This window comes from Rhodococcus sp. YH3-3, assembly GCF_001653035.1.
Lineage (GTDB): Bacteria > Actinomycetota > Actinomycetes > Mycobacteriales > Mycobacteriaceae > Rhodococcus_F > Rhodococcus_F qingshengii.
The window spans coordinates 2,510,514-2,535,700 of the sequence record NZ_BCWH01000001.1 but is presented as its reverse complement, the minus strand read 5'-3'; the positions used below and the strand labels follow the sequence as shown (position 1 = coordinate 2,535,700).

Here is a 25,187-nt window from a genome sequence, read left to right as displayed (position 1 = left end):
TGCATCCCTTCGACCGAGGATCAAGGTCGACTTCTATCTTCGGATGCAGTTGTTTCGGGAGTTCATGCTCGATGTTGCGTATCAATCACTCTTTCCTCACCGCGCCCTTCGGACCGATGTGCGGTCCCGGGACCGGCGGTCGTCGACGGGCAGCTGTACGCGAATGCCCAGTTCTACGCTCTGCCGCCGAATCGAGCGATGTAGTGCCAAACCTTCTTGACGTCCTGCGGATCGAAGGATGCACCCCGTGCGAGCCCCAGTACGGCAGGCGTCAGCCGCCTGCCGTGCGCAATTTCTCGGGCAAGGTCGATCACGGCCGCTCCCCGGTATTCGGGATGTTCGGCTATCTCGTCGACATCGACCGCGTATCCCTCGTGCCACAGCACCGGGCACGTGAGCGAGTGGGCGATCTCTTCGATCAGTGTGCCCCGGTAACTCGGATCCAGAACGAGCGCCTCGACGTCCGTTCCGATGTCGACGGCGCCGTGGACGTGCGCCTCGATGTAGTGGTCGAGCGGATCGTCGAGCTCGGCAGCCCGTGCGGCGTCGACCAAGCTCATCGCTTCGGCCGTTCCGAAGAGATCAGGCTCGAAGACGCTGTCGGGAAAGCAGAAGGTGGTGCGGTCGAGTGTGTGCTCGGCAAGCCGGAAGTAGGACGAGCCGAACCGAGGGGATGCCCCGTAGGGATCGGCGGAGAAGTTCAACGCTCCGTACTTCGGCCGTTCCGAGGGCTCTCGCTCGTCGTAAGCTCCGCCGAATATCCGACTCTCCCAACGCCAACGATCGCCGCCGTGATGCGCCGTCAGTCCGCCGTTGCTCGTTCGAGTCTCGAACTGGGTCACATAGGTGCCTTGACGTGCGATCGAGGCCAGTGTCAGACCACGTTCAGACGGGAGGTCCGGATGAAAGTGCAACGTCACCCGGTGATTTCGATCCAACGGGCCGCCCTTCGAGAGACCGCTCACGTGCGCAATCGCGGCAGACCAAGGAGTGGAATCAACAGGCATTCGCCCATTATCCGGATATGGAAGCAGCGCCGGTGAAGAAATCGACCAGTGAATACGGTGTGCCTTCACCGAGGCAGAGATCAAGGATCACGTGCGAGTCCGCGGCCTCGGATGCGCTGCGCACGAACATCGCTTCTTCGTACTCGGCGAGTGCCCCTTCGATGTCGTCGGGGTGCGTGGCGATCGCCTTTCCCAGTTCGGCGCCGTCGAACATCGCCAAGTTCGCACCCTCACCGGACGGGGACATCAGGTGCGCCGCGTCACCGAGAAGCGTCACCCCAGGCACGCGATCCCATCGGTGCTCGTCGGGAAGTGCATGGATCGCGCGCGGAATCGGAGCGGTTTCGCCATCGGTGATCAGCGCCGTGAGTTCCGGTGCCCAACCGTCGAACTCGGCCGCGACCCGCGCTGTCGCAGCGGCGGCGTCGGTGAAATCGATACCGGCAAACCACTCCGCCGGACGGTTCAGCTGAACGTAGGTGTGCACGATGTCTCCCGCCTCTCGATGCGCGGCGATCGCTTTTCCTGGTGCGGGCGCGTACATCGCCCCGTCCCCGACGGCTTCGGCTGCAGCCGAATGCTTCTCGTCGACGTCGTAGAGGTAGGTCTCGACGAACGTGGTGCCGACGTATTCCGGCTTCGCATCGGAGAGCAGCGGCCGGACCTTCGACCAGGCACCGTCTGCACCGACGAGAAAGTCGGTGGTCACTGTCGAACCGTCGACGAAGGTCAACTCGTGGCGATCATCTCCGAGCGAGCGCACAGTGTCGACTTTGCGTCCCCATTCGATCGTGTAGTCCGGAAGGGAATCAATCAGGATTCGACGGAGGTCGCCGCGCAGCACGTCGGGACGTGCTCCCGTGCCGTCGTCGGGTTCGTCGAGGAGCACGGCGGCGTGTTGATCGAGTACGCGCGACGCGGCGCCGCCCGCGTGGATGATCGCGCGGAACTCGTCGGTAAGGCCGGCAGCGTCGAGCGCGGCCTGACCGTTGTGTTCGTGGATGTCGAGTTGACCGCCCTGCGTGCGAGCTTCTGCCGACAGTTCCGCCTCGTAGATCTTCGACCGAATTCCATGAACGTGAAGGACACGCGCGAGGGTCAGACCGCCGAGGCCCGCCCCGATGATCGTTATCGAGTTGCTCATGTTTGTTTCCTTTCAGGCTTCGATTGGAACGTCGTTCCAATGACATCTTGGAACGGCGTTCCAGATATGTCAAGATGGTTCGCATGGCGACCAGGAATCAGCGGACCGAACGACGTACGGATGCGCTCTCGAAGGAGCGAATCGTCGAGGCTGCGATCGAGATCCTCGACGACGAGGGCGAAGCCGCGCTGACATTTCGCGCACTCTCCGCACGCCTGGCAACAGGTAGCGGGGCGATTTACTGGCACGTTGCCAACAAGAGCGAACTGCTCGCCGCGGCGACCGACGACGTCATCGCCCGCGTGACAACCGGTGCAACCGAAGGTGCAGCCCCACGGGAGGCGATCCGGACCATCACCCTCGGCGTGTTCGACGCGATCGACGCCCACCCCTGGGTCGGCACCCAACTCTCACGTGAACCGTGGCAATCAGCGGTGATGCAGATCTTCGAAAGTCTCGGCGAGCAACTCCAGGCGCTCGGCGTTCCCGAATCGGCACAGTTCGACTGCGCGTCCGCGCTCCTGAACTACGTGCTCGGTCTCGCCGGACAGTACGCCGCGGGCGCCCGTCTGCTCCCCCGTGAGACAGATCGGTCCGCTTTCCTCGCGGGCGTCGCCACGCGATGGGAAGAACTCGACTCTGCGAAGTACCCGTTCCTCAATCAGGTGACGGCGCAGTTGCGCGACCACGACGACCGAGAACAGTTTCTGGCAGGCATCGAGCTCATCCTCGCGGGGATCGACACCGTCCGATAGCGGCCGTAGCCGTCAGCGTGAATGAACAGCGGTGTTGGATCCGAGCGCTATATCGAGGAAATCTCTTGCCGCACCGCGCAATCCGCGATCGGGATCCCAGACGGCTTGGAGTCGACGCGGCATCCGCAAGCCGTCGACGTTGACCGCGACCAGTCGGCCGTCCGTCAGGTCGGCGGCAACTGCCAGCGACGACAGAACAGCCGGGGCGTTGCCTGCCACCACCGCAGCCTTGACAGCGGTACACGAGGTGAGCTCGAGCAGCGGCGGCACACAATCGGGAACAGCATTCTCGAGCGTCAGGCGCGTACCGGACCCTGATTCTCGCTGAATCAGCGGTGTGCGTGCGAGTTCCTCGACCGGAACGGGCACACCATTCGCCCAGTCGTGTCCCGGCGGCACAACCACGACGAGGTGATCACGCGCTACTTCGCACGACGCGAGCGCCGACGGCACATCCGGCCCTTCGACAAATCCGATATCGGCCTGGCCGGCCTGAACTTGAGCAGAGACGTCCGAGGAATTGTGCAAGCTCACCGACGCCACGACGTTGGGGAACTTGTGCCGCATCGCGACCGTCCATCCGGGAACCAGATACTCGGCGATGGTCATGCTGGCGGCAACCGTGACGGCAGCATCACGTTCACCGCGAAGTGCGGCAACTCCCGATGCCATTTCCTCGGCACTGACGAGGATGTGACTTGCCCACTCGAGAATCAGACCGCCCTCGGCGGTGGGACGAACACCGGTCGCCGCTCGATCGAACACCTTGATTCCGAGTTGGCGTTCGACCGAACGCACCCGGGCGCTGACCGCCTGCTGACTGAGTCCGTGCTCCCGGCCGGCAGCACCCATGCTGCCCAGACGCCCTACGGAAAGGAGGACGTCGAGGGCACTGAGTTCCGGCACCCGAGGAGACAACGACATAGTCCCAAGATTAGACCCACAAGGCGAGTTTGTGGGCATTCAAGAACAACCGGTCTACCGGTACGGACCGGATGAGACGACAGTGAAATACATGACCACCACAACGAGTTCCACCTTCGCCCACATCACTCCGAACTGGTTCGCGGCAGCGATGGGAACGGGAATCGTGTCGGTGGCCGCCGCTTCGCTCGAACCGGAGATCGAGGGCTTGAAACTGGTCTCCGAGATCTTCTGGGTTCTGGCGGTTCTCGTACTGTGCGCCTTGATCGGAGCATTTGCCACCCATTGGTCACAACATCGATGTCAGGCCCTCGCCTACCTGCACAGCCCCGCGATGTTCCCCTTCTACGGCGCCGTCGCAATGGCACTGCTGACCGTGGGATCCGCAACCGGCATCACCGGCCCGGACTTCCTCGGCCACGACGTGGCGATCACCGTGTCGCTGACACTGTGGACACTCGGCACGGCACTCGGCCTGGTCACCTACGTCGTGATGATGATTCGACTCGTTCGAGATGCCGGGATGGCGACGGCAATGCCGTTCTGGCTCATGCCCGTCGTACCTCCGATGGTCTCGGCCACCACCGGCGCAGCGGTCAGCACCCACATGCCCGAAGGCGCTCCACGCATCGCGGTACTGGTTTTCTGCTACATCCTGTTCGCTCTGGCGCTGACCGCCGCCATCGGCATTCTGGTAGCCGTCGCCAGGCAGTTCGCACGCAACCGTTCGGCCGGCGTCGACGTGATCCCGTTCAATGCCATTCCCTCACTGTGGATTCCGTTGGGCGTGATCGGACAGTCGATCGCGGCATCCAACCTGTTGGCCGCCGCCTCACGGCATGCACTCAGCCCCGAGCATGCCGACACCCTGCACGAATTCGGGATCGCCTACGGAACCGTCGTCGGAATCATCGGCGTGATCGCGTTTGTCACCGTCACCGTCGTCACCATCCACGCACTGCGCCGCGGCTTGGACTTCTCGCTCGGCTGGTGGAGCTTCACCTTCCCCATCGGAGCATGTGCCGTCGGAGCGAATGCCTTCGGAGTCGCCACCGGTTCCACCCTGATCCTGGGAATCGCACTTGCCCTGCTGACCGTACTGATCCCCATCTGGGCAACCGTCGCGGTCAGGACCGTCCGGTCGATCCGCAGTGGAGTTCTACCGGCGGCTGCATGAATTCGCACCGATGAGTTTTGGCTCGCCGTACGGTCTGTACTCACGTAGACCATTGTCGAGAGCAGGAGTACACGGTGAGTCAGTTATTGCGAGTGCAGAATTTCGGCGTTTCGAGTGACGGAATAGCCTGCGGTCCGGACCAGAGCTTCGAGAGCCCGTTCGGCCTGGACCACGGTGAAATGTTTGCGTGGGCAGGAGCTACGGCCAGCTGGCCCAATCGCACCGATCCCGGCGGCAGCCGAGGCCTCGACGACTATTTCACGCGGGACTTCTCCAACAACATCGGCGCCGAAATCATGGGCCGCAACAAATTCTCACCCTACCGCGGCCCTTGGGAGAATCTCGAGTGGCAGGGCTGGTGGGGCGACGAGCCACCGTTCCACACCCCGGTTTTTGTCTTGACCCACCACGTGCGGCCGTCGTTCACGCTATCGGACACGACATTCCACTTCGTCGACGCCGACCCCGCGACGGCCCTCGCGCAGGCACGTGAGGCAGCGCAGGGCAAGGACGTTCGACTCGGCGGCGGAGTCAGCACTATCCGTGAATTCCTCGACGCCGATCTGGTCGACACGATGCACATCGCTGTCTCCCCGATCGAATTCGGATCCGGTCTACGACTGTGGGAGACACCTGACGAGTTACTCGACCGCTTCAACCTCGACGTTGTGCCGAGCCCGAGCGGCGTGACGCACCACCTGTTCTGGCGGAAGTGACGTGTTGGGGCAGCTCCGTAAACGGGAGCTGCCCCAACAGTTACGCACTATTCGCCGGTCTCGACCTGGCGCCCCGACTGGTACCACGCCATCGTTCCACCGGCCACCGAAACGGCATTGATGCCGCGAGCCTGCAGATACTCAGCGGCTTGCAAGCTCCGACCACCGACGGCGCAGATGATGTACACCGTTTCCGCGTCCGGAATTTCACCCACGCGAGAGACGAATTCGCTGAGCGGAATGAGCGTCGCACCGGGAACTCGGACCTGAGCGAACTCGTCGGCCTCACGGACGTCGATCAACGGCTCACCCGCTGCCAAAGCCGTGTCCAGTGCATTCAAATCGACTTCCAACATTTCTTCTGCGCCTGCCTTCGTGTTCGCTGCTGTCCGAATAGACGGTACCCGGGCGTTTTCGTGCAGCTCCCTTTACGATCTGACAATGACCAATACGGTTCCCGAAAAGTCCGGTTTTTGGAGTCGCCCCACCGTGTGGAAAGTGCTCCTGCTGATCGTCGTCTACCTGGCGTTCTATCTTGCTGTCGGGCAGGTTACCTCCAGGGTTTTTGCAGACCAGATCGACACGGACAATGTCGTGGCAAGCGCCTCCAGCATCCTCCTCGGCGTCGCATTGCCCATCGCGATCGGCGGGATCGCCCTGCTGGTTTTCACGACAAAGGTCGGCTGGCTGCGCGGCGTCTTCGGCCCACAACCCATTCGTGGGCGGGGTTGGATGTGGATCGGTCCGATCATCGTGGTCGCCGCCATTGTTGCGCATCTGGCGGGAACCGATTGGAGCGCCTGGACCACCGGCGAGGTAATCGCCCTGCTGGTGCTCGGTGCGTGCGTCGGCCTGACCGAGGAATTGGCCACCCGTGGCCTGGCAGTGAAGATGTTGCGCGACGCCGGCCACCGGGAACGCTTTGTCGCCGTCGTGTCTTCACTGGTGTTTGCACTCATGCACACCGTCAACCTCATCGCCGGGATGAAGGCGTCAACCGTTCTGGTCACCGTGGTCTACACCTTCGGTTTCGGTATGTGCATGTACCTGACAATGCGTGTGACGGGCACGATCTGGGCCGCAATCGTGTTACACGGCCTCACCGACCCCACCACAATTCTCTCGACCGGCGGGCTGGACACTTCGGTGACCACGGAAGTGAGCGGCGCCGCCGCCATCACCTCTCTACTGACGGTCCTCTTGGTCGTCTTCGGGGTGATCGCCGTCTTCCTCATTCGAGATCGAATCGGCGAAGATCGGCACACACCCGTCTCGGCCTGACCGACCGCGACCGTACAAGACATACTTGTGCCCATGCCTTCTCGAACCACGTACTCGTTCGCCGTCGTGACTGCATCGTGTCTGCTGGCACTCTCCGGTGCCGTCACTCATGCCACCGCGGGGGTTCCGACAACTCCCGAAGTCGCGACCACCGAATCCATCGCGTCGGAATCGATCAGCGATCTGTATGCAGCCAAGGGTGCGCATGAAGTGGCTGCCGATTCAGTTCCCGGGTACCAACTGTTCTACCCAGCCGGCTTGTCGTCTGATGGCAATCGGCATCCCGTCGTCACCTTCGGCAACGGCAGCTATGCGACTTACGAAGAGTACGAAGCGCTCCTGCAGCATCTCGCTTCTTGGGGTTTTGTCGTTGTGGTGGCCGACAGCAGCGTCACCGGCGACGGGACGGAGATCTTGGGGGCTGCCCAGTACGTCGTCGATCAGAACACCAACGCTGAGAGCATTTTTCACCAGCGGATCGACACCGACAACATTGCCTCGGTCGGACACTCCCAGGGCGCCGGTGGCGCGATCAACGCGGCAACCCAGTCCGCGAATCTGATCACCGCCACGGCGGTACTCGATTTGCCTGACCCGTGGTGGGCCTCGCGACCTGTCGACGTGATCGACGTGGCCCAGTTGACCGGACCGACGTTCTTCATGACCGGCGCCGACGACCCGGTCTCCACCGCCGATCCGCAAGCTGAGTACTTCGACAAAACCGCCGGACCGGCGGTCCGCGGCAGACTGCTTGGCGTCGGCCACAATTGGGCCGCAGATGGCGAAGGATTCCGGGGCTACCTCACCGCGTGGCTGAGATTCACCCTGAGCGGCGACCAGACTGCCGCACGTGCATTTGTCGGCGACTCGGCGGAAATCCTCACCGATCCCCGTTGGGACCGGCAAGCGATCAAGGGTTTGTGATGACGATCTTGCCGTAGGCCTGCCCGGATTTCTGCTGCTCGAAAGCGTCAGCGAGGCGGTCGAGGCTGTAGGAAGAATCTATGACGGGACGAAGCGCCAGGCTCTCCAGCCCGGCGACCATCTCCTCCTGATGTGCACGACTGCCCACCAGAACACCTTCGATGGTGACCTGTTTGGTCAGTAGCGAAGTCAGGTCGATCGACGACGAGGGGCCGTTCATGATGCCCAGCGCGCAGATTCGCCCGCCTGGTCGGACTGCCGCCAGAGATTGGCCGAGGGTGGACGGCCCGCCGACGTCGAGGACGAGGTCGATCCCGCCGCTGAGCCGCATCGCTTCCGAACCCCAGTCCGGGCGCTCACGGTAGTTGACCACGTGATCGGCACCGAGTTCGGTCAATCGAGCCATCTTGTCGGGGGCCGACGAGGTTGCGATCACCTGGGCTCCAACAGCTTTGGCCAGCTGGACGGCAAACAACGCTACCGTGCTGGTCCCAGGGATCAACACCGACGACCCTGGGATGATCGGGACTCCGGCAAATAGTGCGCGCCACGCTGACAATCCCGCGGTGGGCAAGGTAGCGGCTTCCTCGTAGGTGTAGTTTCGCGGCATCACTGTCACAGCAGATACCGGCACGGTGACGGTGTCGCGGGCGAACCCGTCGACACCGTCTCCCGGCGAATTTCCGAATCCGTCGAAATCCGGTGTGCCGCTCCGCCAATGCGGCAAATAGGTGCTCATCACGCGATCTCCGACGCTGAACTGCGTTACGCCGTCTCCGACCGCAACGACCTCCCCGGCAGCATCGGACAACAGGATCCGCGGACCGTCGGTCGCTATCTCTCCGGTCGCCACGAGGTAGTCATGGTGGTTGAGCGAATTCGCGTGGATCGCGATCGTCACCTCACCCGCACCCGGGCCCGGGGTCTCGATCGTCCTCGATTCGAGGTTGTTCAATCCTCCAGGCGGGAGTACGTACACGGCGCGGTTGGTCATGGTGTGGATCCTCGCACGAATGGTGATCGGGTGACGTTCGGAAAGGGTTCTGCTGCTCAGAGGAGAGAAGCGGTGAACCCTCCGTCGAGAACCAGGCTGCTGCCGTTGCACCACGACGACTGGTCGCTCGCAAAGAACACTGCGGCGGCGGCAACTTCCTCGGTCCGGCCATAGCGCGTCTGCTTCGTGACCATCAAGTCGTCGAATCCCCCGGACTCGAGGCCGAGGGCATTCTCGAAATCCTGCTGGTGACTCTTGACCAGGTCGGTATCGATGAATCCGGGCAGCAATGCATTCGCGCGGATTCCGTGGAAGCGAAGTTCGGCTGACAGGGTTTCGGTGAGATTGCGAACTGCTGCTTTGGCTGCGGCATAGCTGCCGATCAAAGGCGAGCCGGTGGTCGACGAGATCGACGAGATGTTCACGATCGAACCGCCACCGGATGCGACGAGAGCGGGCAGCGAATGACGCACTGTCAAGAACACTCCATCGAGGTTGACCGACATCACTTTCCGCCAGTCCTCGAACGAGGTCTCGATCAGCGGGGTCGTGGTGGCGATACCGGCGTTGGGTACTACGACGTTCAGTCCGCCGAACTCTTCGACCGCTCTGGCGACGAGATCCTTGACCTGCTGTTCGTCGGTGACATCAGTGGTGACAGCGATAGCTCCGTCGATCGAGTCCGCCACTGCCTGTGCTGCGCCACCGTTGATGTCGGAGACCACGACCCTCGCGCCCTCCGCCCCGAAAGCCCGGGCAATGGCGGCGCCGATTCCGGCACCTGCGCCGGTGACAATTGCAACTTTGTTCGCGAGAAGATCGGACATGTCAGCGTTCCCCTTCAGTTCTCGGTCGGGACGTAGAAAAGCAATTCGGGTCCGGTGTCACCGGTGGTCGCGATGGCCTCGGACATGTCGAGAGTTCCGTCGCCCAAAGCACTTCCCAACGCCTGCGCGGTGCCCGCGAGATCTTCCGTGTCGAGTTGATAGATGCTCAGGTAGCGGCGCGCGGGCAATGCATCCTCGGGCAGCAACTGCACATCCGCCAGGAAGAATCTGGAGGCGGAGACAACTCCGGGCACTCGTTCGACGACCTGCGGAATATGCACGTCGTCGTACCAGCGGTTGAACGCATCCTCCGAAGACGGATCGGCGGGGTGTACGTGTGCGACGAGAATCGCTGTGCTCATGAAGTTCCTCTTCGACTCGAAGTGCTTTTGGTTCAGCGCGTTTGGAAGGCGACGATATTCACGCGCAAGGCAACTGACCGCGGCTGCGTGTGGTGAATCGATCGCGCTCAAGCGACAACCCTAGGGAGCAAATGTGACCCGCACCATATGCTCGGAGGTCAGAGTTGAGCTCCACATTTGTCCTCTCGGCACAAAACTGTCTCTCGGCACTAACACGGTGGCCAGAATCAGGCGTTAACGGAAGTCTCGCGATTTGGCCGTGACTCGCAGATCCATCAGCTGCATCCGGTCTGCCACGACGGTGACAGCGCCTTCTGCATTCTGCACCTTCCCTCGAATAAGCAACGCCGGCGCCGTATTTGCCAATTTTCGGTACTTTGCCCACAACCCCACCGAACACACGACGTTGACCATGCCGGTTTCGTCCTCGAGGTTGATGAACGTGACGCCCGCAGCTGTGGCCGGACGCTGCCGGTGTGTGACTGCTCCCCCCACCAGCACACGGTCACCGTCCGGGATGTCGAGAAGTCTCGACGCCGGCACCACGCCGAGCGCGTCGAGCTGTGGGCGGAGGAATTGTGTCGGGTACGTGTCGGGAGATACTCCTGTCGCCCAGACATCCGCCGCCGCCAATTCGACGTCGCTCATGCCGGGCAAGGTGGGAGCTGTGACCGACGCACCGATACCGGGCAAGCGGTCGGGGCGCTCCCCCGCCGCAGCGCCCGCTGCCCACAGCGCTTCTCTACGCGAGATACCGAAGCTGGCTAGCGCACCGGCGGTCGCCAGCGATTCAGCTTGTGCGGTAGTCAGTTCCACCCGCCCCGTCAGATCGAGAAACGACGTGAACGGTCCACCGAGGTCGCGCTGTTCGACAATTTTCTCGGCGAGTGCATCGCCGATGTTGCGCACTTCCCCCAGCCCCAGCCGAACCTCGAATCCACCTGCCTCGACGGTGGCATGCGCGAGGCTGACATTGATGTCTGCACCGTGTACCTGCACTCCGTGCCGGCGCGCATCGGCAACCAAGGACTGCGGCGAGTAGAAACCCATGGGCTGCGCGCGCAGAAGTCCGGCGCAGAACGCAGCGGGATGATGAAGTTTGAACCACGAGGAGTAGAAGACCAGCGCGGCAAAACTCTGTGAATGGCTTTCCGGGAAACCGAAATTAGCGAATGCATAAAGCTTTTCGTAGATCCGGTCGGCAACCTCGTCACCGATGCCGTGTAGGTCTCGCATGCCCTGATAGAACCTCGCGCGCAGTTGTTCCATCTTCTCGGTGGAGCGTTTCGATCCCATTGCCCGACGCAATTGATCGGCCTCGGACGGCGTGAAGCCCGCAACGTCGACGGCCATCTGCATCAACTGTTCCTGGAACAGCGGAACCCCCAACGTGCGTTCGAGTGCCTTCTCGAGCGACGGATGGTCGTAGGACACAGGTTCGAGTTTGTTGCGCCGACGAATGTACGGATGCACTGATCCGCCTTGGATCGGCCCCGGACGGATGAGCGCGACCTCGACTACCAGGTCGTAGAAGTTTCGAGGCTTCAGACGCGGCAGTGTCGCCATCTGCGCACGTGATTCCACTTGGAACACACCCACCGAATCTGCCCGCTGCAACATCTCGTACACCGCTGTTTCCGACAGATCGAGTTGCGCCAAATCGACTGTGATGCCTTTGTGTTCGGCCACCAGATCCATCATGTAGTGCAAAGCTGAGAGCATGCCGAGGCCGAGCAGATCGAACTTGACCAGCCCAGCGGCAGCGCAATCGTCCTTGTCCCATTGCAGGACACTGCGATTGGCCATCCGCGCCCACTCCACCGGGCAGACGTCGGCGATGGGACGATCGCAGATGACCATGCCGCCCGAGTGGATACCGAGGTGCCGCGGATAGCCTTCGATCTGCGCCGCCAGTTCGAGTACCGGACGCGGAATATCGGTATCCGCATTCTTGTCGATACCACCCCACCGGCCGACCTGCTTACTCCACGCATCTTGCTGTCCCTGCGAAAAGCCCAGCGCCCGAGCCATGTCCCGCACCGACGACTTTCCTCGATAGGTGATGACATTGGCGACCTGCGCGGCATACGTACGCCCGTACTTCGCGTACACGTGCTGGATCGCCTCTTCCCGGCGGTCGGACTCGATGTCCACGTCGATGTCCGGCGGGCCGTCACGTTCAGGCGCAAGAAACCTCTCGAACAGCAGTTTGTTGCGAACCGGATCGACATTGGTGATGCCGATCGCGTAACACACCGCCGAGTTCGCAGCGGAACCTCTTCCCTGACAGAGGATGTCGTTGTTCTTGCAGAACGACACGATGTCATGCACCACCAGGAAATATCCGGGAAAGTTCAATCCCTCGATGATGGCAAGTTCATGTTCGAGCTGTTCGTATGCCTTCGGTGCACCTTCCGGCGGTCCGTAGCGTTCCAGCGCCCCCACCATGGTGAGCTCACGCAACCACGACGCCTCGGTATGCCCGGCTGGCACGTCGAACGGTGGCAATTTGGGCGCGATGAGCTTGAGATCGAAAGCGCACTCACGACCAAGATCGGCGGCACTACTGACAGCCTCGGGATAGAGCGAGAACAGTGCCGCCATCTCCGCGCCGGACCGCAGGTGCGCTCCGCCGGTAGGGGCCAACCATCCTGCTGCCTCGTCCAAGCTTTGACGCGACCGCACAGCCGCCATTGCCATGGCGAGGCGTCGACGCGGAGGAGCGGCGAAGTGCGCGGCGGTGGTCGCCACCGTACGTAGTCCATGCTCTCTCGCCAATTCGGCCAGAACGGCATTGCGCTCGTCGTCCTCCGCCAACCCATGATGAGTGAGTTCCACCGACACTCGCTCCGCCCCGAAACGCTCGACCAGATCCCCCAAGGCATCCGCCGCTGCTTCGCGACCACCCGACGTCAAGGCTTGCCGCACATGACCTTTCCGGCACCCGGTCAGGATCTGCCAGTGGCCACCGGCCGCTTCGGTCAGCACGTCGTAGTCGTACTGCAGTTTGCCCTTCTCGCCGCCCGCCAGATGCGCGGCAGCGATCTCCCGCGAGAGCCGGCGATACCCTTCCTGCCCACGGGCAAGTACCAGGAGGTGCGTTCCACCGGGATCTGCCGTGCCGGTTCTGGGTACCGAATCCAGAGACAACTCGGCCCCGAACACGGTGCGCATTCCCCATTCACGTGCGGCTTCCGCAAACCTCACCACGCCGTAGAAGCCGTCGTGATCGGTGACGGCGATAGCTTCGAGCCCGAGACGCACTGCTTCCTCGACCAGCTCTTCCGGCGGTGATGCACCGTCGAGGAAACTGAAGGCCGAGTGAGCGTGCAGTTCTGCGTAAGGAATTACACCGGCACCACGGGTGAGCTCGCCCGCGTGGTACTCGCCGCGCTTTCTTGACCAGGCGGGGCTGTCGCTTCCATCGCCCGGAAACAAATCCTCATGTTCCACACGGCCGGGTCGTCCGGAAAGCACCCGTTCCATCTCGGACCACGTCGGCGGCCCATTTCCCCAACCCACACTGACCTCGCACCTAATCGAGTCGGCCGTCAGGGACGACCGACTGCTCGAGGATGCCGAAAGGGAAGACGCACCACATGCATCGAACTGATGTTCGATGCAGATTCAGTCTGGCAGGTCACTCACCCACAGTCAACAGAGCGAATCTCAACCCTCACCGTCTCGTCACATTCAGATGTACGCATGTCTGCACTCCGTTCACTTTCGCCCCAGATCATTAGCGGCGTTCATAATCTCCATCCACACTGTTTCCAGGAGTACTACTCGTATGTCGTTCTCGCGCAACACACGTAGGTTGACGGCCGTCGCCGGCGCCGTCGCCGTTCTGGCCGCTGCCGGCTGCAGCAGCAGCGCCGACGAGGCCACCGGCTCGAACGGCACGACCGTCGATCGCGCCGCGACCGGCGAACTGTCCTCGAACGGTGGTGCTCGCCGCATCAACGGTGATCAGTCGGCCGCAGTGCGCGACGCCGTCAACGCTTCCGGCGCGAAGAACGTCATTCTCTTGATCGGCGACGGCATGGGCGACTCGGAGATCACCGCCGCGCGCAACTACGCCGAGGGCGCTGCCGGCAGCTTCCCCGGTCTCGACGCCCTGCCGATCACCGGCCAGTACACGCACTACGCACTGACCAAGGACGGCAAGCCCGACTACGTCACCGACTCCGCAGCCAGCGGATCGGCATGGTCCACCGGCACCAAGACCTACAACGGCGCGATTTCCGTCGACATCAAGGGTCAGGCCCAGTCGACCGTCCTCGAGATCGCCAAGGCGAACGGCAAGGCCACCGGCAACGTCTCCACCGCCGAGGTGCAGGACGCCACCCCCGCAGTGCAGGTCGCGCACGTCAGTGGCCGCAAGTGCTACGGACCGGAGGCAACGTCCAAGTCCTGCCCGGAGAACGCCCTCGAGAACGGCGGCAAGGGGTCGATCAGCGAACAACTCCTCGACACCCGCGCCGACGTCACCTTCGCCGGCGGCGCCAAGTCCTTCGCCGAGACTGCGAAAGCCGGTGACTGGCAGGGCAAGACACTCAACGAGCAGGCCGCAGCTCGGGGCTACCAGCTGGTGAAGAATGCCGCCGAGATGAACGAGGTCGGCAAGGCCGATCAGGATGCACCCGTGCTCGGCTTGTTCGCCGACGGCAACATGCCCGTCCGCTGGGAAGGCTCTGTCGCCACCCGTGACGGTTACCTGCAGCCCGCAGAAACCTGCGTCGACAACCCCAAGCGAACCTCCGACGTACCGAAGCTCGCGGACATGACTCAAAAGGCGATCGACCTACTGAAGGTCAACGACAACGGATTCTTCCTCCAGGTCGAAGGTGCCTCGATCGACAAGCAGGATCACGCAGCCAACGCATGCGGTCAGATCGGTGAAACCGTCGACCTCGACGAAGCTGTGCAGAAGGCACTCGAATTCGCGAAGACCGACGGAGAAACCCTGGTCATCGTCACAGCCGACCACGCTCACACCAGCCAGATCGTCACCAACGTCAGCGCCGACGACATCGCCACCATCGCCAAGGACCAGAACATCCCGGTCGAGCGCGCCCAGGAAATCGTCTACCCCGGTCTGACCCGCAAGCTGACCACGAAGGACGGCTCGGAGATGACGATCAGCTACGGAACGTCCGAAGATCCGGCCGTCGAATCCGAAGGGCATACCGGCACTCAGTTGCGCGTAGCAGCTTTCGGCCCGCACGCGGCCAATGTCAGCGGCCTCACGGACCAGACCGATCTGTTCTTCACGATGACCGACGCGCTGGGACTCGACCGTTCCAAGGTCGCAGCTCACTGACCTGACAACACCCGACCCGGTAAAAGCCTGGGTCCAGTCACACCAGAGCAGCCAAGGCGCGCACCCGATCTTCGGGTGCGCGCTTCGGGCAACTGGTGCACTTACCTTCACCGGGCACCTCGTAAATCAGGCAGCACGACGCGCGCTGCGTGAATCTGCGTCGCCCGGATGCCACCGGTGTCAACGGATTAGAAACGCGCACAACACTTTCATTGCGGCCGACATCGACGAAACGCGGAACCGGAATGCCCGGGTTCTCACCGCGGAGAACATCGATCAGGCCGGCAGCAAATGCACTTCCGCGTTCCCTCGCGCTACCGGCGGCGTCGAGGCTGCGATTGGCGATGGAGTCCGTCGCGATCGCCCACAGCGCCTGCTGCCGAACGCCGGACACCTCGGCGAGTACCTCGATCACGGGACTGAGTGAGCGGAACATCGCGTGGCCCAACTCCGCCACACTCCGCGAGATCGGAATGACCGATCCGGCAGCAAACCCGCCCAGATAGCCGTTGTCACGCAAGAAGATCCGCCCACCGTCCAACGATGGATCGGCCGCGAACCCGGTGACCATCCCGGTTCCGATCGGAATGCCGGTCAGCGTCGAGCTGGCCGAGTACCACCACAACGTGCCGTTCACTCGACTGTCCGCACTCCCCCATCGCTCTGCCGTATCGGCGACACGTGCTGCCAACCACTGGGGGTCGGTCATCAACACCGCGGGCACCGTATCCGGATACGCGCTCAGGTTGTCGAAGAACGGCACAGCTACTGCCATACGGGCGTAGATCCCGGCCACCGATTCCGTCATGCCAGCCCCAATATCTCCATCCGCGGACGTACTCCGCGTTCGACTCGCGCCCTGATGCCGAAAACCTCGGCCAACAACGGCTCGTCCAACACCTCGACCGTAGACCCACACGCGCGGAGTTCACCTTCGGTGAGCACGGCAAGGTTGTCGCAGTACTCGACTGCCAACCGTAGATCGTGCATCGTGACCACAACTGCGAGCCCCGCCGACGCAAGTTCGGTAAGCAGTTCCATCACGATCAACTGGTGACGAAGATCGAGATGATTGGTCGGCTCGTCCAACAACAGAACCTTGGGCTCCTGAGCCAATGCGCGAGCTATCGAGACACGTTGCCGCTCACCACCCGACAGGGTCGATACGTCTCGTCCGGCAAGCTCGACCAAACCGACCTGCTCGATGCACCGGTCCACGATGGCGGTATCGCGCTCCGTGCTTCGGTCCAACCAGCTGCGGTGCGGAGTTCGTCCGAGCGCGATCGATTCACGAACCGACAGTCCTGCCGAGACAGTGGGTTCTTGAACACTTGCCGAGACAGTTCGGGCGATGTCCTTACGCGAGAGCGTCGTCGAGTCGACTTGATCGATCAGAACTGCGCCACCTGTCGGCGTCAAAGCGTTGTAGCAGCAGCGCAGCGCCGTCGTCTTGCCACTGCCGTTCGGCCCGACCAAGCCCAATATTTCACCGGACTTGACTGCGAAAGTGATGCCGCGCAACACTTCGCGATTTCCGAGCCGCGCCCGGGTCTCGACGAGTTCGAGCAGGGGCGCAGTTTCGGAGTCTTTCGGGAGTGCCACTGTTCTGGCCTGTGTCACTGTTCTGGCCTGTGTCACTGTTCGAGCCTCCGATACTGCCGGTAGAGCATCCAGACGAAGATCGGTGCACCCACGAGGGCCGTGATCACTCCGACCGGAACTTCAGTGGATTGTGCCACCGAGCGCGCAGCGGTATCCGCGGCAACCATCGCGACGGCGCCCAGCAGGGCTGCAGCAGGGAGCAGTCGAATTGCTCTGGTGCCGACGATGAAGCCGGCCAGATGCGGGATCAGCAGACCGATGAAACCGATTCCACCGGCAACGCTGACTGCTGCGCCCGCCAGTACGGAGACCGCGAGCAAGGACAACACACGGAACCGTCGGACGTTCATACCGAGTGCAGCGGCCCCGTCGTCACCGGTCTGCAAAACGTCCATCCATCGCGAACTGAACAGAAGGGCTGTGCCGACGACGGCCAGTGTGATCGTCGGGAAGATCAGCGTCGACCATCGTGCATCACCGAATCCGCCGGCAATCCAGTGCATCACCGACGTCACGTGCCGATCATCGGCCAATACCAGGATGCAAAAGGTGATGAGCGCCGAGAATATCTGGGCGAGCGCGACACCCACCAAAATGATCGCGGTCGGCTGCGGATACCGGCCGCCGATCAGCAGTGCGAGAAACAACGGGATCATCGCCCCGACGAATGCTGCGACCGGAATCGTGAAAACCCCGAGGAGGCCGGCGCCGAAACCCAGCACCGACACGAGCACCACCATGAATCCCGCGCCCGACGAGACTCCGAGCAGATACGGGTCGGCAAGAGGATTCCGTGTGACAGCCTGAGCAACAGCACCCGACATCGCCAACGAAGCACCCACCACCGCGGCAGTGAGTGCACGTGGCAGGCGGGAGTCGATCACGATCGACTCCCGCGCCGCGGTCCACCACGTCTCGAAAGTCCCTGGCGCCAAACGGGCTCCGACTATCGCCCAGACGTCACCGACGGGAATGCGAACCGATCCCAAGGAGACGGCCAACCCCAGGACGATCGCCAAGGCGACCGCCAAGCCGACAAGCAGGGCGCCGTACCCGTAACGCGTGCGGGTCACTTCGCCGCGTCAGCGCCTGAATGGAAGGCTGTTGCGATGGTCTGTGCCGAACGCACCAACCGTGAACTCTCGAACAGGTCAGCGAGAGGAACCACGACGAACCGGTTCTGCTGCACAGCAGGGGTGGTCGCCATCAACGGCTGGGCACGGAGGAAGTCGATCTTCTGCTCGGCGGTCTTGTCGCCGTAGTCGATGACCACGATTGCCTGGGGTGCACGCTCGGCAACAGCTTCCCACGATGCGTCGATGTAGGGCTTTGTCCCTTCGGCGAAGATGTTCGAGACGCCGGAGTATTCCGCGACCAATTGACCGACGCCGACTCCGCCGATGGTCGTCGGAACCTGGTCACCGCTGTCGTAGAAGAAGGTCGGTACCGGCGCCGCGTCTCCGACCGAAGCGCGGACGGAATCGAGACCATCGCTGATCTCCTCTGCGACCTCGCGGGCGGAATCTTCGACGCCCAGGACTCGACCGAGTTGCGTGTAGTCGTTCTCGAGCAATCCGATGTCGGGGAACCCGGTGCCACAGTATTCCGAGAAGAGGAAGGTGTTGATTCCGCGCTCGCCGAAAGCGTCTCGGGAACGGCCTTGCTTCTCGTTGAAGGCACTGGTCATTCCTCCGACCACGAAGTCCGGATCGACGTCGAGGACCTGCTCCATGCTGGGGAACGTATCGGAGAGGCTGGGAATCTTGTTGAATACATCGGCGGTCTCGGCAGTTGGCGGGTTGTCGCTGTACGCCCGCCCGACAATCCGATCACCCGCGCCGATCTCGATGAGGGCTTCGGTGACGTGTCCGTTCAAAGACACGATGCGCTGCGGCGGCGAATCGAAGGTCATCTCGCGATCGCAGTTGGTCACGGACACCGGCTGTGCGAAGGATTCCGCAGCAGACGCCGACTCTGATTCCTGACCTTTGGAACAACCTGCCGAAACCAAGGCGACCGCGATGAGAACAGCGGCGGCGCGGGACGGGGAGAACTGAAGTGACACGGGGACCTCGTAAGGGCTCTGAGCCACGAATGAGAATCCGACAGACAACTCCGCCCGCACGCTGATCCTCGGCCAGAGCTCCTGCTGGACTTCCTTTTCGTAGACCACGACGAATGGATGTCGCACACCGCGCGGCGGGTAATCGGGCTTGCCGACACTCGGTGACTACCGAGAATCGACCTACCGTTGCGGGTCAGCGCCGGATTCGGACCGGCTTCCCCCACACGCGTGGCTTGCAAGTGCTTCGAGCAGTATGCATGACGTTTCCGATTCAAGACCAAACGCCCACTACAGTCGATCTGGCCAGACGCCCCCACACACCGGAGTTGATACATGACACGCTGGGCCCAAACCGTCGTCGCCCGGAAATGGTGGGTACTGAGCCTCGCGGTTCTGATAGTTCTCATCAGTGGGGTGTGGGGACTCGGAGTGTTCGGCAAGCTCAGCCAGGGCGGCTTCATCGATCCGGGCAGCGACTCCGCGAAGGTCTCCGACATCATCGAAGACAATCTCGGACCGCAGACCCCGGACATCATCGCGATCTACTCGCCCACGGACGGCAAGACTCTGGACGACATCGGGCCGGCAGTGACAGCCGCCGTCGACCAGTTCAAAACCGAAGTGCCGACCGCTTCGGTGAAATCGTATTGGGGAACAGACGCCGCAGCGAAGGCCAGCCTGCTCTCGAACGACGGATCCATGGCGGCCGTTGCGATCACGTTGGCACCGGACTCGGGCGTCACGCCCGCCACTTTCGCCGATCTCTTGCCGAAGCTCGAAGTCGAAGGTGCCGAGGCACAATTCGCGGGTAACACCGTCGTCGGCGTCGCATTCAACACCAAGCTCGAGAAGGACCTGGTGGTCGCCGAAGCCATCGCCATTCCGATCACTCTGGTGCTGTTGGTCTTCATCTTCGGCGGCATCGTCGCTGCTGCCGTGCCCGTGTTCGTGGGTGTACTCAGTGTCCTGAGTGCTTTGGCGGTTCTGCGAATCCTCACGCTGATCACCGATGTGTCCTCGTTCTCGATCAACGTCGCTTCTCTTCTCGGGTTGGGACTGGCCATCGACTACGGACTGTTCGTGGTCGGTCGGTTCCGTGAAGAACTGAATTCGGGCTCGGACCCGGGAGCGGCTGCTCAGCGGACAGTTCTGACGGCGGGTCGCACCGTCATGTTCTCGGGTCTACTGCTGATCTGTGCGTTCAGCGGCATGCTCGTATTCCCCCAGGCCGTCATCCGGTCTCTGGGCTTCGGCGCGATCGCCGCAGTATTGAGCGCGGCCGTCCTGTCGCTGACCGCTGTGCCTGCGCTGCTTGCCATTCTGGGGCATCGCATCAACGCCCTGACGTGGCGCAAGGATGCGGCGCAACGCGGCGAGGAACGCTCGCGCAAGTTCTGGGGCCGCGTCGTCACGTGGGTGATGAAGCGTCCGGTCGCAGTCTCGGTGACGATCGTGGCTGTGCTGCTCGTGATGGCCTCGCCGCTGCTCGGCGCCCGGCTGGGAGAACTCTCGTACACCGCACTACCGGACAACGACCCCGCTCGCGTCGCAATGGACACGTTGGTCAACGACTTCCCGCAAACCGGAAACGGCGCAACGATGATCCTTCAGGCCGAGGACGGGAACACTCTCACCCCGGCCGAAGGTGCAGCGATCGCCGAGTCCGCCGGTCGAGTCGAGGGCATCGGTCAGGCGACCGTCGTCGCGAGCACCAATCAACTCGTCGCGGTTCAGGCTCTCTACAGCGAGGGCTCTACACCCCAATCACAGAGCGCCGCAGTGACAGATCTGCGTGCGATCTCCGCTCCCGACGGAACGGTGCTGCTTGTCGGCGGCGGTCAAGCCATGGTCGACGACGGCAACAACGCCGTCCTGCACTGGCTACCGGTGATGATCCTCATCATGGTCGGATCCACCCTGATCCTGTTGTTCCTCGCGTTCGGTTCGGTGGTGCTGCCGATCAAGGCGGTGCTGATGGCAGCCCTGAGTCTCGCGACCACCTTCGGTGTCCTCACCTTCGTCTTCCAGGACGGACACGGCGTCGAACTCCTCGGGGTCAGTCAAACTCCGCTGGAGGCTACGTTTGTCGTGCTCATCCTGGCGGTGGTCTTCGGATTGTCCACGGACTACGAGGTTTTCCTGATGTCACGGATGGTCGAGGCCAAGAACGCGGGAGCGACGACAGAGGAAGCGGTCAAGTTCGGAACCGAGCGCACCGGCCGCATCGTGACGGCTGCCGCCTTACTCCTGATAGTGGTGACGGGGGCCTTCGCAATGTCAGGGCTGTCAGTGATGAAGTTCCTGGGCGTCGGCATGATCGTCGCGCTGATCGTCGACGCGACCATCATCCGCATGTTGCTCGTGCCCTCGCTCGTGAAGTTGATGGGCGAAGCGAACTGGTGGGCTCCTGTGTGGATGAAAAAGGTTCACGCGAAGGTCGGCATCGGCCACTGATCGCGACTGGATCATGTCGCTGAAGAGTGCCTGGGATCCTGCGGAGAGCCGTGTTTGACTAGGGGTCGTGGATGACTTACCTGAGAGTGTTGTGGTCGGCTCAGCAGTGTTTTCGCGTGTCGACTCGGACGATTCGTTGGCGTGCTGGACATCGATCATCGATGTCCAGGGGGTCGGTGACTCCAGGCCGGTGAGTCTGGTTATCGAGCCGGCCACCGTGCCGGAGTCTGCGGTGTGTGAGCTCGCTGCGACCGTGATGGCCCGGTTCGGTGAGTTTGCCGAAGTCGCCGCCGATTACCTGCGTCAACAGCTGCGTGGGCCACAGTTCGGCCTCCGCCACTCCGAACTCGTGGAGTTGGACGCCACGGAGTCACTGTTCGGCGAACCTGAGGCGGTGATCTGGGCTGACGGAACCTGGCTGCTGCGGTTCGCTGAGTCAAGGCTCGAGATGGCCGATCCTTTCGGGATCGGTGTTCTGTTCGAAGGAACGACCCCGTATGCGGTCGAGGACTTGTCGGGCGCTGAACCGGCCTAGGGTTTGCCGGCCTGGCCACTCCATCGCCTCGACGATGGTGCGCCGGTCTACTGGCGGACGGCGCATGGCCTTCACACCCTCGGAACAACGGCCGCCCACATCTCATCCGAAATCACGTCACGCGACGCAAGGACGAGCGCGCACCCCACTGCGCCCGAAACTCTTCAGCAACAGACCTAGTGGATTTCCCTGATCGGGCAGTCGTCCTCGAGGATGACTGCCCGATCGTCTAAATCGCTCCGCAGGGCGATGTTCTCCGAAGCTGATTTCGTCAGACTTGGAGCATGACAATTTTCGAATGGATCCTTGCAATCCCCGCTCTTGCGCTTGCCGTCGCGTTCTTGTTCTCCGGAATCATCTCCGCGGGCATCGACTTCGACGCCGAGGACGGGGTCATGACGCATTGATGTTCGTTTCCCTCTAGCCGCTGATCTTACTTTGGAGTAAGTTACCGACTATGGCCACATACATCGTCACTGGCGGTACCGGATTTCTCGGACGAGCTGCACTGCCACTCCTGCTCGAGCGTGATCAAACTGCTCAGATCCATGTGCTGGTCAGAGCCGGTTCTGTCGCCAAACTCGAAGAACAGGTGTCGGCAATTCCCGGCGGCGATCGCGTGCATCCGCTCATTGGAGATCTGACCGAGCCTGGGCTGGGCATCGATTCTCCCCCACCTGCCGACCACGTCCTTCACCTCGGCGCGATCTACGACATCACCGCCGGAGACGAGCAGGCTTCGACGAATGTCGAGGGCACACGCTCCGTGGTCGAACTTGCTGCGAAACTGGGAGCCACCCTTCATCACGTGTCATCGGTCGCAGTCGCAGGCGACTATCCGGGCACGTTCAGCGAGACCGATTTCGATTGCGGCCAAGGCTTTCCGACGCCCTACCACCGAACCAAGTTCGAGGCCGAGAAGCTCGTTCGAGAACGAGAAGGCCTCACCTGGCGTGTTTATCGGCCGTCTGCCGTGGTCGGCAACTCCGTCACCGGGGAGATGGACAAGATCGACGGTCCGTACTACTTGTTTCCAGGACTGGCGCTACTCGCGAAACTACCTGCAGCACTCCCCGTCCCGATCCCCAACCTCGGCGCAACCAATGTGGTGCCCGTCGATTACGTAGCCGCCGCCCTCGTCGAATTGATGCACGCGCCCGGCCACGACGGCGAAGCATTCCATCTCGTGAATCCGAAACCTCAACCGGTACGCGAAATCTATGCCGGACTCGCCAAGGCCGCCGGAGCGCCCCGGCCCGCACTCAGCCTGCCGGGCGTGATCGCCAAACCCTTTGTCTCGCCATTGCCGATGGATTCGGCAGAATCGGCGCGGAAGGTCTTCCTCGATCGCATCGGCATGCCTGCAGCATTACTCGACAACATGACGATGGCGCCGACATTCACCTCCGCGAGAACCGTTGCCGCCCTGGCCGGATCAGGACTGGCGGTCCCCGAGTTCGGGTCGTACTCCACTGTGTTGTGGAAGTACTGGCGCGCAAACCTCGATCCCAATCGCGCACGACGTAACAGTCCCGAAGGACCACTCGTCGGTCGGATCGTTCTGATCACCGGAGGCTCTTCCGGAATCGGCAAGGCATCGGCCATTGCCGCCGCTCAGAAGGGCGCCACCGTTCTCCTGATCGCACGCCGCACCGACGAACTCGATGCCGCAGTACAGGAGATTCGATCAGCCGGAGGCAAGGCGTTCGGTTACCCCTGCGACATCACCGACGACGAGTCGGTCCAGCACACGATCAAAAGCATTCTGACAGAACACGATCACGTAGACATGTTGGTAAACAACGCCGGCCGATCCATCCGGCGCGGCATTTACCACTCCACTGATCGTTTCCACGACTACGAACGAACGATGGCCGTGAACTACTTCGGCGCTGTGCGATTGGTGCTCGCCTTGTTACCGACCATGCGTTCTCGCCGCTTCGGCCACATCGTGAACATCAGCAGCGCGGGAGTCCAGGCGGCAACGCCTAGATTCTCGGCCTACGTGGCGAGCAAGGCCGCCCTCGACGGTTTCTCGGACGTAGCCGCCTCTGAAACCCTGGCGGACGGAATCGCTTTCACGACCATCCACATGCCGCTGGTCGAAACACCGATGATCGCTCCGACCGGCGAATACAACAACGGCCCGATCACCAGCCCGGAAAAGGCTGCGGCAATGGTGATCCGCGCGCTGATCGACCGCCCCAAACGCATCGACGTACCACTGGGAACCCTGGGTGATCTGGGAACCCTGTTCGCACCGCACACCAAGGACCGAATTCTCAACCAGATGTACCAGGCATTCCCCGACTCTCCGGCGGCAAAGGGTCAGGTAGACAAGGAAACTCCGGCAGACGCTCCGGCAACACCGACGCGACAGCACCACTCGCGCTCGCGCATCCGCAAACTCGGCCGTCGTGCCGCCCGACTCGTGCCCGGTACGCACTGGTGACCGGTGGTGTGACTTCGCCTCGGAGCGTTTCGGCCAGCGGAACGAGTCTGCAATGCTAGTCATCAGAATCTATCCAGACCATGGTCATCCCAGTTCGCTGTGGCCGTCGAAGGAATTGATTGTCATCCCGCCGCAACGGTTCCCGCAGGCATACGTTCTCCCGAGCCAAATGGGGATCGACGACGAACTCGGAGAGAAGATACTGGCGTGGACTGATCGCTTCCAAAAGTTCTTTGTGACCGAGATCGACGGCTTCGCGATACGACCGCGGTGGAATCCAGGGATCAACGTTTTCGACTGGTACGACGAGGGCTATCAGATCGTGGGCAAACTTCGGGCACAGTTTCCGGACGTGCACGTCAAGCCTGAATTTGCCCAGTACGTCTTTTCGGTCAACGAGCGTCGGGAAAGCATGGGGCTTGTGCCGGTCAGCCTTCCGAACGAACCCAAGGCCGGGCATATGAGCATCACTGAACTCCTGCACCCCAAGTGAGTTTCAGAGCCATGGCGATGAATGCGATCGATACTGCGGCAGTGATCGAGTTTTCCCATCCGAGGGCGAAGTAAACTGCGGAAGAATCGAAATCCACTGCCTTGCAAGAGGCTACGGGAAACGGGATCCAAGCCCATCCTGCTTCTTCGAGC

23 protein-coding genes and 1 riboswitch are annotated in these 25,187 nt (G+C 62.2%); of the genes, 11 read left to right on the top strand and 12 right to left on the bottom strand.

What is annotated here, in order from left to right; translation table 11 throughout:
- Positions 1–173 precede the first annotated feature (173 nt).
- Together YH3_RS11820 and YH3_RS11815 are read right to left on the bottom strand one after the other, a co-directional pair.
- Complete coding sequence (locus YH3_RS11820) at positions 174–1,007, bottom strand: DUF3626 domain-containing protein (protein WP_007727410.1); 834 nt, start codon at positions 1,005–1,007, stop codon at positions 174–176.
- Between the two features lie 7 nt (positions 1,008–1,014).
- Positions 1,015–2,151, bottom strand: coding sequence for an NAD(P)/FAD-dependent oxidoreductase (locus tag YH3_RS11815; RefSeq protein ID WP_064443383.1), 1,137 nt, complete (start codon positions 2,149–2,151; stop codon positions 1,015–1,017).
- 74 nt (positions 2,152–2,225) lie between these two features.
- Here YH3_RS11815 and YH3_RS11810 point away from each other — a divergent pair, with 74 nt between their 5' ends.
- Positions 2,226–2,906 (top strand): TetR/AcrR family transcriptional regulator, encoded by a 681-nt coding sequence (locus YH3_RS11810; RefSeq protein WP_007727412.1) that lies wholly within the window; start codon positions 2,226–2,228, stop codon positions 2,904–2,906.
- A 12-nt stretch (positions 2,907–2,918) separates the two neighbouring features.
- On the opposite strand, the gene YH3_RS11805 is transcribed toward YH3_RS11810, so the two are convergent.
- Positions 2,919–3,830, bottom strand: a complete 912-nt coding sequence (locus YH3_RS11805) for a LysR family transcriptional regulator (RefSeq protein WP_030535095.1) — start codon at positions 3,828–3,830, stop codon at positions 2,919–2,921.
- Between the two features lie 91 nt (positions 3,831–3,921).
- Between YH3_RS11805 and YH3_RS11800 the strand changes: the two genes are divergently transcribed.
- The gene (locus tag YH3_RS11800; protein ID WP_042449826.1) at positions 3,922–5,007 is read left to right on the top strand and encodes a TDT family transporter; all 1,086 of its coding nucleotides are present in this window, start codon (positions 3,922–3,924) and stop codon (positions 5,005–5,007) included.
- Positions 5,008–5,081: 74 nt separating this feature from the next.
- A complete protein-coding gene (locus tag YH3_RS11795) occupies positions 5,082–5,723 on the top strand; it encodes a dihydrofolate reductase family protein (protein WP_003940771.1) in 642 nt (213 codons plus the stop codon).
- A gap of 47 nt (positions 5,724–5,770) precedes the next feature.
- On the opposite strand, the gene YH3_RS11790 is transcribed toward YH3_RS11795, so the two are convergent.
- On the bottom strand, positions 5,771–6,079 hold the full coding sequence (locus YH3_RS11790) for a rhodanese-like domain-containing protein (protein ID WP_003940684.1): 309 nt from the start codon (positions 6,077–6,079) through the stop codon (positions 5,771–5,773).
- An 85-nt stretch (positions 6,080–6,164) separates the two neighbouring features.
- Between YH3_RS11790 and YH3_RS11785 the strand changes: the two genes are divergently transcribed.
- Together YH3_RS11785 and YH3_RS11780 are read left to right on the top strand one after the other, a co-directional pair.
- A complete protein-coding gene (locus YH3_RS11785) occupies positions 6,165–7,004 on the top strand; it encodes a CPBP family intramembrane glutamic endopeptidase (RefSeq protein ID WP_039972807.1) in 840 nt (279 codons plus the stop codon).
- A 33-nt stretch (positions 7,005–7,037) separates the two neighbouring features.
- Positions 7,038–7,928, top strand: coding sequence for a dienelactone hydrolase family protein (locus YH3_RS11780; RefSeq protein WP_007727417.1), 891 nt, complete (start codon positions 7,038–7,040; stop codon positions 7,926–7,928).
- Here the strand turns inward: YH3_RS11780 and YH3_RS11775 are convergent.
- The 4 genes from YH3_RS11775 to YH3_RS11760 form a co-directional block, all read right to left on the bottom strand.
- Positions 7,915–8,922, bottom strand: coding sequence for an NAD(P)-dependent alcohol dehydrogenase (locus tag YH3_RS11775; RefSeq protein WP_042449681.1), 1,008 nt, complete (start codon positions 8,920–8,922; stop codon positions 7,915–7,917). The genes YH3_RS11780 and YH3_RS11775 overlap by 14 nt on opposite strands.
- 56 nt (positions 8,923–8,978) lie before the next feature.
- Positions 8,979–9,749 (bottom strand): glucose 1-dehydrogenase, encoded by a 771-nt coding sequence (locus tag YH3_RS11770; protein ID WP_003940866.1) that lies wholly within the window; start codon positions 9,747–9,749, stop codon positions 8,979–8,981.
- 14 nt (positions 9,750–9,763) lie between these two features.
- Positions 9,764–10,111, bottom strand: a complete 348-nt coding sequence (locus YH3_RS11765) for a hypothetical protein (RefSeq protein WP_007727425.1) — start codon at positions 10,109–10,111, stop codon at positions 9,764–9,766.
- Between the two features lie 234 nt (positions 10,112–10,345).
- A complete protein-coding gene (locus tag YH3_RS11760; protein ID WP_042449684.1) occupies positions 10,346–13,633 on the bottom strand; it encodes an error-prone DNA polymerase in 3,288 nt (1,095 codons plus the stop codon).
- Positions 13,634–13,901: 268 nt separating this feature from the next.
- Between YH3_RS11760 and phoA the strand changes: the two genes are divergently transcribed.
- The gene (gene phoA / locus YH3_RS11755; protein WP_064443382.1) at positions 13,902–15,434 is read left to right on the top strand and encodes an alkaline phosphatase; all 1,533 of its coding nucleotides are present in this window, start codon (positions 13,902–13,904) and stop codon (positions 15,432–15,434) included.
- A 37-nt stretch (positions 15,435–15,471) separates the two neighbouring features.
- Here phoA and YH3_RS11750 read toward each other — a convergent pair whose 3' ends face one another.
- Genes YH3_RS11750 through YH3_RS11735 form a run of 4 tightly spaced genes read right to left on the bottom strand, consistent with a single transcriptional unit; the run spans position 15,472 to position 19,101 of the window.
- A complete protein-coding gene (locus tag YH3_RS11750) occupies positions 15,472–16,242 on the bottom strand; it encodes a (2Fe-2S)-binding protein (RefSeq protein WP_030535100.1) in 771 nt (256 codons plus the stop codon).
- Positions 16,239–17,072 carry an ABC transporter ATP-binding protein gene (locus tag YH3_RS11745; protein ID WP_082238961.1) on the bottom strand — a complete coding sequence of 278 codons (834 nt, stop codon included), beginning with the start codon at positions 17,070–17,072 and terminating at the stop codon, positions 16,239–16,241. Before YH3_RS11745 ends, YH3_RS11750 begins: the two co-directional genes overlap by 4 nt.
- A complete protein-coding gene (locus YH3_RS11740; RefSeq protein WP_050654847.1) occupies positions 17,069–18,109 on the bottom strand; it encodes an iron ABC transporter permease in 1,041 nt (346 codons plus the stop codon). Before YH3_RS11740 ends, YH3_RS11745 begins: the two co-directional genes overlap by 4 nt.
- Positions 18,106–19,101, bottom strand: coding sequence for an ABC transporter substrate-binding protein (locus YH3_RS11735; RefSeq protein WP_042449828.1), 996 nt, complete (start codon positions 19,099–19,101; stop codon positions 18,106–18,108). The genes YH3_RS11740 and YH3_RS11735 overlap by 4 nt, the downstream gene beginning before the upstream one ends.
- Before the next feature lie 115 nt (positions 19,102–19,216).
- A riboswitch (cobalamin riboswitch) is annotated at positions 19,217–19,363 on the bottom strand.
- Positions 19,364–19,434: 71 nt separating this feature from the next.
- On the opposite strand from YH3_RS11735, the gene YH3_RS11730 reads away from it, so the two are divergent.
- The 5 genes from YH3_RS11730 (at position 19,435) to YH3_RS11715 (ending at position 25,035) form a co-directional block, all read left to right on the top strand.
- Positions 19,435–21,555 carry an MMPL family transporter gene (locus YH3_RS11730; RefSeq protein WP_064443381.1) on the top strand — a complete coding sequence of 707 codons (2,121 nt, stop codon included), beginning with the start codon at positions 19,435–19,437 and terminating at the stop codon, positions 21,553–21,555.
- Positions 21,556–21,622: 67 nt separating this feature from the next.
- A complete protein-coding gene (locus tag YH3_RS11725) occupies positions 21,623–22,090 on the top strand; it encodes a hypothetical protein (RefSeq protein WP_231915037.1) in 468 nt (155 codons plus the stop codon).
- Positions 22,091–22,374: 284 nt separating this feature from the next.
- Positions 22,375–22,497, top strand: a complete 123-nt coding sequence (locus YH3_RS37140; protein ID WP_003940840.1) for a hypothetical protein — start codon at positions 22,375–22,377, stop codon at positions 22,495–22,497.
- A 50-nt stretch (positions 22,498–22,547) separates the two neighbouring features.
- Positions 22,548–24,542 (top strand): SDR family oxidoreductase, encoded by a 1,995-nt coding sequence (locus YH3_RS11720; RefSeq protein WP_064443380.1) that lies wholly within the window; start codon positions 22,548–22,550, stop codon positions 24,540–24,542.
- 52 nt (positions 24,543–24,594) lie between these two features.
- Positions 24,595–25,035, top strand: coding sequence for a hypothetical protein (locus YH3_RS11715; RefSeq protein ID WP_225320329.1), 441 nt, complete (start codon positions 24,595–24,597; stop codon positions 25,033–25,035).
- Positions 25,036–25,187: the final 152 nt, after the last annotated feature.